At 29.0% G+C, this 13,405-nt stretch carries 12 protein-coding genes; 7 read left to right on the top strand and 5 right to left on the bottom strand.

Going from position 1 to position 13,405, the window contains the following annotated elements; genetic code table 11:
* Positions 1-8 precede the first annotated feature (8 nt).
* A complete protein-coding gene (locus LRR82_RS04730) occupies positions 9-437 on the top strand; it encodes a MarR family winged helix-turn-helix transcriptional regulator (RefSeq protein WP_249030379.1) in 429 nt (142 codons plus the stop codon).
* Positions 438-461: 24 nt separating this feature from the next.
* Here the strand turns inward: LRR82_RS04730 and LRR82_RS04725 are convergent, their stop codons facing one another.
* The gene (locus LRR82_RS04725; protein ID WP_249030378.1) at positions 462-947 is read right to left on the bottom strand and encodes an HD domain-containing protein; all 486 of its coding nucleotides are present in this window, start codon (positions 945-947) and stop codon (positions 462-464) included.
* Between the two features lie 226 nt (positions 948-1,173).
* On the opposite strand from LRR82_RS04725, the gene spo0A reads away from it, so the two are divergent.
* From spo0A to LRR82_RS04700, 5 genes are all read left to right on the top strand, one after another.
* Positions 1,174-1,983 (top strand): sporulation transcription factor Spo0A, encoded by an 810-nt coding sequence (gene spo0A / locus LRR82_RS04720; RefSeq protein ID WP_249030377.1) that lies wholly within the window; start codon positions 1,174-1,176, stop codon positions 1,981-1,983.
* A gap of 39 nt (positions 1,984-2,022) precedes the next feature.
* Positions 2,023-3,231 carry a DNA polymerase IV gene (locus LRR82_RS04715; protein ID WP_249030376.1) on the top strand — a complete coding sequence of 403 codons (1,209 nt, stop codon included), beginning with the start codon at positions 2,023-2,025 and terminating at the stop codon, positions 3,229-3,231.
* 119 nt (positions 3,232-3,350) lie between these two features.
* Complete coding sequence (locus LRR82_RS04710) at positions 3,351-3,911, top strand: stage II sporulation protein M (protein ID WP_249030375.1); 561 nt, start codon at positions 3,351-3,353, stop codon at positions 3,909-3,911.
* Positions 3,912-3,950: 39 nt separating this feature from the next.
* Positions 3,951-4,847, top strand: a complete 897-nt coding sequence (gene xerD / locus LRR82_RS04705; RefSeq protein ID WP_249030374.1) for a site-specific tyrosine recombinase XerD — start codon at positions 3,951-3,953, stop codon at positions 4,845-4,847.
* Between the two features lie 20 nt (positions 4,848-4,867).
* The gene (locus LRR82_RS04700; protein WP_249030373.1) at positions 4,868-6,049 is read left to right on the top strand and encodes a phosphopentomutase; all 1,182 of its coding nucleotides are present in this window, start codon (positions 4,868-4,870) and stop codon (positions 6,047-6,049) included.
* Positions 6,050-6,236: 187 nt separating this feature from the next.
* Here the strand turns inward: LRR82_RS04700 and LRR82_RS04695 are convergent, their stop codons facing one another.
* Together LRR82_RS04695 and LRR82_RS04690 are read right to left on the bottom strand one after the other, a co-directional pair.
* A complete protein-coding gene (locus LRR82_RS04695; protein WP_249030372.1) occupies positions 6,237-7,673 on the bottom strand; it encodes an aldehyde dehydrogenase family protein in 1,437 nt (478 codons plus the stop codon).
* Positions 7,674-7,695: 22 nt separating this feature from the next.
* A complete protein-coding gene (locus LRR82_RS04690; RefSeq protein ID WP_249030371.1) occupies positions 7,696-8,856 on the bottom strand; it encodes an FIST signal transduction protein in 1,161 nt (386 codons plus the stop codon).
* Between the two features lie 190 nt (positions 8,857-9,046).
* Here LRR82_RS04690 and LRR82_RS04685 point away from each other — a divergent pair, with 190 nt between their 5' ends.
* Positions 9,047-9,808 (top strand): IclR family transcriptional regulator, encoded by a 762-nt coding sequence (locus tag LRR82_RS04685; RefSeq protein ID WP_249030370.1) that lies wholly within the window; start codon positions 9,047-9,049, stop codon positions 9,806-9,808.
* Between the two features lie 418 nt (positions 9,809-10,226).
* Here the strand turns inward: LRR82_RS04685 and purF are convergent, their stop codons facing one another.
* Both purF and LRR82_RS04675 read right to left on the bottom strand, forming a co-directional pair.
* Positions 10,227-11,618, bottom strand: coding sequence for an amidophosphoribosyltransferase (purF, locus tag LRR82_RS04680; protein WP_249030369.1), 1,392 nt, complete (start codon positions 11,616-11,618; stop codon positions 10,227-10,229).
* A gap of 82 nt (positions 11,619-11,700) precedes the next feature.
* Entirely contained in the window at positions 11,701-13,401 is a 1,701-nt protein-coding gene (locus LRR82_RS04675) for a GNAT family N-acetyltransferase (protein WP_249030368.1), read from the bottom strand.
* Between the last annotated feature and the right edge of the window lie 4 nt (positions 13,402-13,405).

Here is a 13,405-nt window from a genome sequence, read left to right as displayed (position 1 = left end):
ACAATAGAATGGATAATGATATTGTATTAGGAAAGTTTTTTGCAACCTATGAACTAATAACAAAACAAAAAAAGAATATTCATAAAGATGATGATTTTTCAAACTATATCGATAAAATCAGTAGTACTGGAAGAAATATTTTACGCATCTTATTAAAAAATGGTTCTTTAAACCAAAGAACCATTGCAAAATATTCAAATATATCTTCACAGGCTGTTAGTGAAGCATTAAAAAAATTAGTAAGAGATTCTTTAATAAAGAAAAATTCAGGTGTTATTAATAATGAGAATTTAATTGAACTAACAGAACTAGGTGAAAATATTGCTATTGTATTAGATCGAAAAATCAAAAATCATGCAAGTATTGTGTTTGAAAATATGTCTAAAGATGAAATTGAACAGTTTTATAAATTATTAAATAAATTAAATATTGAATAAAAAGAAATGTGAAAACATTTCTTTTTATTTTAAATATAAAGTATCTAATAGAAAAATACCCATTTTAGTTTTAAAAATATTATTTTTAATAAGGTTTATTTGGTCAATAGTCATATTATCTTCCAATATATTAACTAAAAAATCAGCTTCTACTAATATTTGATAATCTAATCCAGTTATATTGATATAAGTATGATGATGGCCTACAAGATAAGCAATACGATTTTTAATATCATCTTCAAGAGGATAGTTAGATAGTAGTTGGTAAACAATTTCAGGTCCATATTTTTCCTGTAAAGGACCAGCACTAGAATGTTCTAACCGTTCTGCTATTTTAATACCACAATCATGGATAAGACAAGCCAATTCAATTGTTTGAATTGTTTTTTTATCTAAATTTTCATTTCTAGCAATAAGCTTTCCAAACTCATAAACTTTTATTAAATGATGAATTCTTTTAGGATCATTTTCAAAATATAAAATCATATCATACAGTAATTGTTCTGTCATAATAGTATCTCCTTTTTTAAAATTATAGCATATATTACATCTTATAATACTACATTGTTAAATTTAGTTCGACATTATAGTAAATAATTTGTTGGAATATTTAGGTTTATATTAATTAATAATTCGTTTTAAACAAAAAAGATGTCAAATCAATGAAAAGTATTAAAAATAGGAATATGTAAATTATATAATAAACGTGTTGGTGAGGATAAAACGGAGGAAGATTATGGAAAAATATAAAGTTTACATTTTAGAAGAAAACAAAGAATTATTAGTTAGAATGCAAGAAGTCTTAGAAAATAGTCATTTTACAGTAGTAGGGAGTAGTACTAATTCAACGATGTGTTTAAATGATTTAGCTAAAAATCAAATCGATTTATTTATTACAAACCTTATGTTAACGCACATAGATGGAATTACAGTAATTACCAAATTAAAAGAGGTAAATCCTAATGCATATCGAAAATTAATATGTATAACAAATTTTTTAAACCCAATCATGTGTGATTCTTTAGAAAAATTAAATGTTGATTATTGTTTTAAAATGCCTTTTGACTTACAAAGTTTTGTTACAATGACTTTAAAAGTAATGACTACTAATTCAAAAACATTACATGTTTCAAGAGAAAATCAAGAAGAGTCAACAAAGTATCAAAAAGTTAAAATTGAAAATGAAATAACAGAAATTCTACATGAAGTAGGTATTCCTGCTCATATAAAAGGTTATATGTATCTAAGAACTGCGATATTATCAACCTATTACAATATTGAACTGCTAGGACAAGTAACAAAAGTCTTATATCCTAATATTGCAAAAAACTATAGTACAACCTCTTCAAGAGTGGAAAGAGCAATTCGTCATGCTATCGAGGTAGCATGGAATAGAGGAAATACGGATGCAATCGATGAAATATTTGGGTATACAGTCAGTGCTACAAAATCGAAGCCTACTAATTCAGAGTTTATTGCAATGATTGCAGATAAGCTACGTTTAGAACACAAAACAATAAATGCACGTAAAAATAATTTATTTTAAGAATTGATAGTGTTATAATTTTTCAAAGGAGAAATTACTATGCAAATTATATTTCATATTGATATTAATGCTTTTTATGCAAGTGCTGAGATTACTCGTGATCCTTCATTAATGGGTAAACCACTAGTAGTAAGTGGTAAATCAAAGCGAAGTATTATTACTACTGCATCCTATGAAGCTCGTGCTTTAGGTATTCATTCTGCTATGCCTTTATTTCAAGCATTAAAATTATGCCCTGATTTAATAGTAAAGCCAGCTGATTTTACACTATATCGACATTTATCACAATCATTCTTTTCGATTGTTTCTACTTTTAGTGATGTTTTAGAAGTTGCAAGCATTGATGAATGTTATGTTGATATGACAGAATATATTGTAAGTCAGAATGTTGATCCTGAGTATGTAGCTTTGCAACTACAAGAGACGATTTATAATCAATTAAAAATTAATGTTTCAATAGGCATTGCTCCTAATAAATTTCTGGCAAAAATGGCAAGTGATATGAAAAAACCAAATGGAATAACGGTACTTACCAAGAGTAATTATCAAGAAAAATTATGGCCTTTATCGATTCAAGATATGTTTGGTATTGGAAAGAAAACATATCCTAAATTAGAACAATTAGGATTTTATACTATCAAAGATATTGCTAACAAGAAGAATTATGATTTATTAAGATCAATAACTGGTAAAAATGCATTAATTCTTTATCGAAAAGCAAATGGAATTGACCAAAGCAAAGTCAATGCTTCACGTAATCAATTAAAGTCTGTTGGAAATTCTACTACTTTACCAAAAGACACGAGTGATGAAGAACAGTTATACGATATATTAAGTTCTTTAGCAAGACAGGTTTCTAATCGTGCTATTAAAAGAGATTTAATTAGTAATACACTTTCAATAACAATAAAATATACACGTTTTGAAAGCTTGAATAGACAAGTTACATTAACAGGCTATACTAATGAATACGAAGTCATTGTAGCAACAGCAAAAAGATTATTTGATGAACATTATAATGGTAGACCTGTTCGTTTGCTTGGCATCAGTTTACAACAAACAATAGAACGAAAAAATCATCATGAACAATTATCCTTATTTACCTATCAAGATAAAAAGGACGATAAAACAAAAACAGATCTATTGTTAGAATCTTTAAATAAAAAACAAAATAGCACTTCTTTTATAAAAGCAAGTGATTTAATTAAATCAGATATTCAAAAAAAATATTTAGAATTTGATGAATAATTATCAATCATTGTTCCATTAACCATATAAATCACATGATTTATATGGTTTTTATAATACTATCTGTAATGTTATTTATATTTATTCATATAAATATAAAAAAGAAATGAGGATAGGGTATGAAAATTATTAGATTTATATCAAAAGGATTAAATCATATTGTTTTTGTGTATAGTTTAACATTGTTTGTTTTTGGATTTTTATTTGGTGTATATTTTTATACTAGATCCAATAATCTATTACCTGATTTATTTGGACAACTATTTTATATCAGTGGAGAAGTGTATATAGATAATCAAAATACATATATTTTAATTAGTTTTTTTTATTATTTTTTATCTTTTTTAGCTAGTACTAGCTATATGGGAGTACTATTAAATTCTTTTATTATTTATTCAAAAGGAATTCAAGTATCTTTTTCAATTTACAATCTATTTATTAATGGTTTATCTTTTGAACTATTTATTTTAGGTGTTTTACCACAAATACTACTAGAAATAGTAATTGTATTGATTGTTTCTATGTTATGTTTATCTTTATCAGTGAATGTGTTTAAGGTTTCATTTGTTAGTCATGATATCTTTAAAGGTAGTATCATTATTAATTATTTCTTAGATTATTTTATTGTTATCTTATTACTTTTTATTCTATCTATCATTTCAAGAGTATATCTTGTTTAATTTATAGGCATTTATGTTATAATGTTTTAGGTGATAGAAATGAAAAATATTGATGTTTTAAAGGAATATTTCCAATATTTATTGGTTGAAAAAGGATTAAGTTCTAATACGATATTGTCATATAAAAGGGATCTAAATGATTTTATAAATTATGTTTTAGATACTTATGATGTTGATGAAATATCTTCTATAAATGAAGAGATGATTGAAAAATATTTAGAATATTGTTATGGGAGACTAAGCTCAACAACCATTAAACATCGGATTGTTTCTTTACGTAATTTTTATGTTTTTTTATGTAAGGATGGTTATGTTCAAAAGAATTGTATGGCTAATGTTGCAATTCCTAAGATAAGCAAAAAATTACCAAATGTATTAACGGTAGAACAAGTGACCGTATTATTAAATAGTATTGACCAGGAAGATGATTCATCTTTTCGTAATAAAGTGATGTTAGAGTTACTTTATGCTTCAGGTATTCGTGTTTCTGAGTTACTATCATTAAAAATACAACAAGTGAATACACATATGCGTTTTATGAAGGTAATAGGGAAGGGTAACAAAGAAAGAATGATACCTATTAGTGAATATGTTTGTCAATTATTACAACGATATATTCATGAGGTTCGTCCAAAGTTTATAAACTCTGCCACTTCTTATTTGTTTATATCAAATAAAGGTGTTTGTATTACTAGAAATGATTTTTATCAAACAATGATTAAAATAGTTGATAATAGTGGTATTCATAAACACTGTACACCACATACGTTAAGACATAGTTTTGCTACTCATTTACTTGAAAATGATGCTGATTTACGTTCAATTCAAGAAATGCTTGGACATAGTGATATTAGTACAACCACAATATATACACACGTTTCTAATAAATCATTAAAAGCAGCATATCAAGATTTTCATCCAAGATCAAAAAAATAATATAAGGAGATGGTTTATTTATGAAATATAAAAGAATTTTTGTTATTGTATTAGATTCATTAGGAATAGGTGCTTCAAAAGATGCAAAGGACTTTGGTGATGAGGGTGCTAATACCTTAGAAAGTATTGCTAAATCATGTAACGGGTTAAATGTTCCGAATTTAGAAGGTATAGGCTTAGGTTCTTTAGGACATTTTTCGGGTATTTATCGTCATAACCAACAATTAGGATACACTGTTCGTTTAGAAGAAATATCAAATGGTAAAGATACAATGACTGGTCATTATGAAATGATGGGTTTGAAAACAGAAGTTCCTTTTGTAACATTCACTGAAACAGGATTCCCACAAGAATTCATTGATTTGTTTGAACAACAAACTGGTAGAAAAACGATAGGTAATATTGCGGCTAGTGGTACTGAAATTTTAGATAAATATGGGGAACATCAAATCAAGACAGGAGATTGGATTGTATACACTTCTGCAGACTCTGTTTTTCAAATTGCTGCTAATGAAGAAATTATAAGTATTGAAGAATTATATAAAGCATGTGAAATAGCACGTGAAATTGCAATGGATCCACGTTGGAAAGTTGGTCGTGTTATTGCAAGACCTTACATAGGAAAGCATGCCGGAGCTTTTAAAAGAACACCAAGAAGACATGACTGGGCGTTAGCACCAACTAGTGAAACAGTTTTAGATACTTTAAAAGATAACAATTTTGATGTAATTGGTGTAGGTAAAATACCAGATATTTTCTGTGATCATGGTATTACTAGAAAAGTTCCAACTATTAGTAATCATGATGGTATGGAAAAAACAATTGAAATTTCGAAAGAAGATTTTGAAGGATTGGCTTTTGTAAATCTTGTTGATTTTGATGCTGTATATGGACATCGTCGTGATCCAATTGGATATGGAAAAGCTATCGTTGACTTTGATGCGCAATTAGAAACACTAATGGCATATCTAAAGGATACTGATTTATTAATGTTAACAGCAGACCATGGTAATGATCCAACGTTCAAAGGAACAGATCATACTCGTGAAATGGTTCCATTGTTGATGTATTCAAAATCATTTATTAAACCAAGACACTTACAGGATATAACATGCTTTGGTGTGATTGGAGCAACTATTGCAGAGAATTTTGGAGTTAAAATGCCTGATATAGGAGAATCTATATTAGAGTTATTAAAATAATAAGGAAAGATTGTAATGATCTTTCTTTTTTATAGATCATCCTAATTATAAAAAGCCTTTTATTATCGCATAAAATGCCTATTTTATAACATAACATACATTATGCGAAGTTGTGTCTTATAAAAGCCTTTTAGGTTTTTTAATCATATAAACATAAAAAATCACCCTATTGGGTGATTTTTAGTTATTATCCTAATATATTTTTTAATACTACTGATTTAGTTCTTGTCATTTCATCAAATGTACTCATAACACCTTCTGTACCTAATCCAGAGAATTTATATCCTCCAAATGGCATTTCGAATGAACGGAAGAAACTTGCACCATTAATTACTGCGCCTCCACATTCTAATGCATATGCTACTTTCATAGCTGTTTTAGAGTTTTCAGAAAATACGCATCCACATAATCCGAAAATTGATGCATTTGCTATTTCTACTGCTTCTTCAACAGTTTCAAATGAAATAATTGGTACAACTGGTCCAAATATTTCCATATCTTTGGCTACATCTGCAGTTTTAGGAACATTACCTATTACTGTAGGTGTATAGAAAGCACCTGATCTTTTTCCACCTAATAGAATAGTTCCACCTTGTTCTACTGTTAGATTTACTTGTTGTTCTATTTCAATTGCTGCTTTTTCGCTAATTAGACATCCAAGTTGTGAAGTTTCATCACTAGGAACTCCTAATTTTAATGCAGATATTTTTTCAATCACTTTTGTTGTAAATTCTTCTACTCTAGAACTATGCACTAAGAAACGTTTTGAAGCACAGCATACTTGACCTGTATTATACATACGTCCCCAAATCACTTCAGAAGCAGCTAATTCAACATCAGCATCTTCTAATACGATAAATGCATCATTTCCACCTAATTCTAATGCTGTATGTGTTAAGTTTTTAGCACAATTTACAGCTGTTTCAATACCAACTTCTGTTGATCCTGTTAATGTTACTAAATGAACATCTGGATGAGAACATAAGACACCACCTACTACTGATCCTCTACCTGTAACCACTTCAATAGCACCAGGAGTTACACCTGCTTCTACTAATAATGCTGTTAACATACATAAAGTCAATGGATTGTCTGTTGCTGGTTTTACTATTGCTGCATTCCCACTTAATAGTGCTGGTGCAACTTTTTGGTCAAATAAATCACAAGGGAAGTTGAAAGGAATAACACATGCAACTACACCAATTGGTTCACGTTGTGTAAATAAAATATTTGTTTCTTGTCCGGCTTCTAATCCAGGCCCTACTACTTCTCCATATAAATGTTTTGCTTTTTCACTAAAAGCTTTAAAAGCGATTGGTATATTTCCGATTTCACCACGAGCTTCCGTAATAGTTTTACCAGTTTCATCTGATAATGTTTTTGCTAATACTTCTTTATCTCTTTCTACGAATGTTAAGAACTTCATCATAATATCAACTCGTGCATGTACTGGCACTTTTGCCCAAGTTTTTTGAGCTTCTTTAGCACAAGCTACTGCACTATTGATATCATCAATAGTTGCAGATGGCACTGTGTCAACAACTGTTCCAGTTGCAGGGTTAATTACATCAATAGTTTTTCCATCACTTGCTTCTACTGCAAGTCCGTTTATAATCATTTTCATATCTTATCCTCTTTCTATTATTTTATAATGCTGTAAACGACAACATTAATCCACCACATGTATTATTTTCATCACTTACAAATCCATATTCACCGAATGTAAATTCCATAATATAAGGAATATCTCCTGCTACTTTAGCAACGATATCAGCAACTTCTCCAATTCTATCTCCGATACCAGCACGTCTACCACCACAATGAACTAAGTGTAATGCACTAGGTTTATGATCTAATCCATCTAATAATTCTTGTAAAGTTGTTTCAACAGAACTAATTAATTCATCAATAGTTGCTTCCATACGAATAATACAAGTTTTTTCTGCTAAATTATTACCAATATTCATTGAACCATCTTCATTTCCATTCATTGGATGTCTAATTGCAGTTAAGTCCCCTAATCTATCTTTCACTCCTAAAGGTGAAGTAATAGTAGTTACTAATAAGTTACCACCACTAACATCTTCCTTAGAACATCCAGTCCATTCCATGTATTTTTCACATGCTGGTTTTCCATCAATTTCCATTAAGACACGTTTACCTTCAACTTTAGTAATAACTCCATAATCATCTGTTTCTTTATATGCATCAGAGAATTTATTATCCATATCAGGAGCATCATAAACAAATGCAACAGCACAACCATCTGAAATTACTGTTTCTCCTTCATATAGTGACCATTCTCCTGCAATACTATTATCTGCTGCAGATCCTCCAAAAAATGGAATTCTACCAATAACACTACTAATACCTTTTAAATAATCTTCTTCTTCTTTAGGAGAAGCAACCATATAGAAATATTTAGGAGCTACATCTTTTCCAGCTGCACTCATTGCATCATGTGCTAATTTCACACCTGCACTATAAGCACAGTCACTAGCTTCCACAATTGCTGTTCCAACGCTCATTTCTTCACTACCAACTGTCATTATTCCAACAAATGGAGTATCTCCACCAATATATCCACCTGGTGTTACTACACCAGTAAATGATGTATTACCTACTAATGAACATGTTGGTAATACTTCTGCAACACCATGTAATACTTCTTTTACATCGAATGCACATGAACAATATACATAAGCTAATTTTGTTTCTGATTCACTACCTTTTGCCATTAATGCAGCTTCTTTCCCTGCTGCTTTTGCATCATCTAAACTGCTATACCCTACTTTTGATTTTAACATACGAATACCTTCCTTTCTGTTTGTAACGTTCGCCTTGTTAACTTCATTGTATTCTAGTATAGATTAATTGCAAATTTGATGTTTCATATGATAAAATGTCTGTTTTACATGGTGAAACACTTGCTATTTACATAAAAATAATTCATAGTTAATATATGTAAGCGGATACATATAGATATAGGAGGTAATTATGTCAGATCAAGGAAATTTACTAGTTAAATCATTATTAATTATTGAATTATTAGCAAAATCTGAAAGTCCAATGGGTCCAACTGAGATTGGAAATGTTTTAGACTTAAATAAAAGTACTGTTTATCGTATTTTAAAAACTTTAACAAATCATGGCTATGCATTTCAAAATGAACAAGGGAAATATCGTTGGGGGCCTAAGATTACGGAACTAGCAAGTTATGCTATTAATAATCTAGAACTTCAAGTAGAAGCAAAACCAGTTTTAACTGCCCTAGGAGCTAAATTAAATTTATCTGTTCACTTAGGTATATTAGATGGTGATAATACAGTATATATTGAAAAACTGGATACAACTGATAATTCAATTAAATATACTCATGTTGGTTATACTTCACCAGCTCACTGCTCTTCTATTGGAAAGTGTCTATTGTCTTCTATGTCTTTAATCGAATTAGAAAGAAGATTAGAAAATCATACTTTTAAACAATATACAAAAAATACGATAACAGATAAAGAGAAATTCAAAAGACATCTAAAGAAAGTTCGTAAACAAGGATGGTCGATGGATAAAGAGGAATATATGCTTGGACATTGTTGTGTAGGCGCTCCTATTTATGATTATCAAGGTGATGCTGTTGCTTGTATTTCAGTTAGTGGAAAAAAACAAGATTTTAATGATCGTAATTTACCATTAATTATTGAACAAGTAATAGAATCAGCTCAACTTATATCGATAAAAATGGGCTATATTGGGTACTGATTTTTCTCGATCATTCAATATTTCTAAAAATAAGCTATTAGTTTATAGTATTCTACATTCCTAATAGCTTTTTATTTTGGCAATATCTTATTAGTTGTCTGTAATAGCCATATACTATTTGTATTAGAAAGTGATATCACCATTCCCTAACCTATAAAAAAAAACAAGATATAAAATATCTTGTTATTTTCAAAAATGTAGGTGATAAAACAATTTTCTAAGTCCCATAAACTTTGAGGTTTAAATAAACCCAATTAGTCGATACCTTAGAACTAATTATTATTTTCCTAGAGCATCGGCAACTAAAATTGCTGCATATACACTATAAACTTAGGCTTTCAATAAAGCTCTAAGTTACCTGATAGCTAAGTAAATACTATACCCCAATAGCCTTAATAGAATTGAGGTTTTTATATTACTAATTATTTTCAAATGAATCATATAATTCTGTTACATAATCCCCATTAAAACAAGCTAGGCATAAACTACATTTACTAGTCGTACTATTTCCATGAATTGCTCTACTAATCCCTGCTTCACTAATAAAAGCCAAAGAATCAGCTTCGATATAAGTACATAATTTATCAATATCCATTTTATTTGATATTAGTTCATCCATTGAAGAAGTATCTACTCCATAAAAACAAGGGAACTTAATCGCTGGAGAAGCAATACGTACATGTACTTCTTTTGCACCAGCCTCTTTTAATAAATGAACGATTCGTTTTGAAGTAGTTCCACGCACAATTGAATCATCAATCATCACTACTTTTTTATTACGCACAATAGATGAAACAGCAGATAACTTCATACGAACACCTTGCTCTCTCATTTCTTGAGTTGGTTGTATAAATGTTCTACCAACATATTTATTTTTAACTAGCCCCATTTCATAAGGAATACCACTTTCTTCAGAATACCCAATAGCAGCAGAAATAGAAGAATCTGGAACACCAATAATAACATCTACATCAATTGGTGCTTCTCTAAATAATTGTTTCCCAGCTTCTTTTCTAGTTGTATGAACATTAATCCCATCTAAATCACTATCTGGTCTTGAAAAATAAATATATTCCATAGCACACATTGTATCACTAACAGCTTGTGTATATTTTTTTGTAAGTAATTGATCTTTTTTTACACGAACAACTTCACCTGGTTCCACATCCCTTAAATATTTAGCACCAACAATATCAAAAGCACAAGTTTCTGAAGAAAAAACATACGCTCCATCAGGCATGATACCAATAGATAAAGGTCTTAAACCATATTTATCTCTAGCTACATATAATGCATTTTCAATTAGAATTAAAAAAGCAAAAGCTCCATCTAGCTTTTCTAAAGAAAGGCAGATTCTATCAATCATATGACCTTCTTGTCTTTTAATTAAATGGCCTAAAATTTCAGTATCCGAAGTAGATGAAAAGATACTTCCTTGAGCCTCTAATTCTCTTTTTAGTTCGTTTGCATTGACAATATTTCCATTATGAGCAATTCCTAATGACCCTTGCATTGTACGGAATAAAAGTGGTTGTACATTTGCCAGTCCACCACCACCTGCAGTAGAATAACGGACATGCCCAATAGCAACATCCCCTTTTAATTTTAAAAGACTAGACGTATCAAAAACTTCAGTAACTAATCCTTCCCCTTTTTGTATATTAAACTCGCAGTCATCTTTTACTAAAATACCAGCAGCTTCTTGACCACGATGTTGCAAACTATGTAATCCATAATAACACATACTAGCAGCATTTTTACTACCATAAATAGCAAATACGCCACATTCCTCATGTAATTCTCTATCCATAAAAAACCTCCTTACAAAATGTTCATTAACATTTTAATAAGGAGTACTACATAAGTCAAGGTTTTTAGACAACAATCGACAATTACATGATTTCACTTATAAATAAAGGATTTTTTGAATTCAATATATTTAGATTAGAATACATAACACAAACTCTTTTATAATTAAAATTTACATCATTAGTAATATCACAATAAACGATAATTGATTTATTAAAACCTTTAAAAGATTGTATCATTTGTTTAAAAATATTAGAATTTAAGCATATAATTTCATCAATAACAATTTCATTTTGAATAGAATACAACAGATATCCAACCAATTTATCATCCTGATAATAACACAAAACAACTTGTTTATAAGCAACAGCTCTAATTAGAAATAACTCATAATAATCAATATCTCTAATTCGATAGCCACTAAAATTGGTCATTACTTGATTATATAAATCCAACATTTCATAACATGATGCTTTATGATTGTCTAACGTACAAACTGAATCATCAAAAGTGTTGATCAGTAATTTGTTTTTATAATATAACTCTTGAAATCCTAAGCTTTCATATACAAATGGTTTATCTGTCATTAAATAAAAAGGATAATCTTTAAATTTTTCTAATTGCATAACATGTTGTAAAAGATGTTTCATACAATGATTATGTTGATGTTCTATTTTGGTAGCAACACCCACCACATAGTTAACTAACCCAGCTTCCGTATTGTATTGATGAACAAAAACACAAGATATTACTTGTTGATGATAGGTCATTACAAAACAATCATTGATAGGATAATGATAGGAAAAGAAATATTCTGTTGATTCATCATCTTCATCATCAAAATTGTTTTTCCATAATTCAATCAATTGATCTTTATATGCATCCTCATTTTCTTCAATAATATATTGATTATAAAAAATACGATATTTATCAATCATATCAATAGGATGCAACGATTGTTTCGCTTTACGTAAAGATTCAATACCCATATCTTCTTCTCTATTAACATACAAATAGTCGCTATAATGATATTCTAAAAACAATTTATTAATAGCAACATATAAACCACGGATATCTTTGTTAGCTTTTTCTACATGTATTTGAACTGTACTATGAGGTAACAATGATCCAATCGTAAATGCTTCTAATTTTCCATCTAGATAAATACATCCTGTTTTTACAGGTAATTTTTCTAAATTATTTAATAGATAAGAAATACCAATAAATTCACTATTGACCATTTCATCATCTTGATGAAGTGTAGACCATTGTTCTAAACATTGATAAATATTGTAAAAATCATCAACCTCTATTTCTTTAAATACAAAATTATTATATTGTTTTAAAAAATAATTATAATGATTACGTCTTTTTTGCATTTTTTTGCCTTTTAATGAAACTAAAGTAGATAAATCATAAATATAATCACTATATCCTAAGTGTTGAACATAAGAAAAATCATCTTTATATAATGATTGAATATAATCACGAATATCTTTAGTAACGCATTCTATACGAAACTCAATATGATGATCATGAGCATATACTTTCATCCATTCTATTGCTTGAGGTATTTTATCTTTTATGCAAAAAGGCATTGAAAAGAATTGATGATTATCAAATTCTAAAAGCATCATTAAAATATCATCAACTATATCATATTGAATATGATATTCGTGATTCCACATCATTAATGTCACAAAATTTGAATTATAACCTTTATAATTTGCTTTTTCTATATATGGTTGTACTGTATCAAAATCATTAATAGTTAATATTTTCATAATT

Source organism: Tannockella kyphosi, assembly GCF_021054785.1.
GTDB lineage: Bacteria > Bacillota_I > Bacilli_A > Erysipelotrichales > Coprobacillaceae > Tannockella > Tannockella kyphosi.
This window is presented reverse-complemented; position numbering and strand designations above follow the sequence as displayed.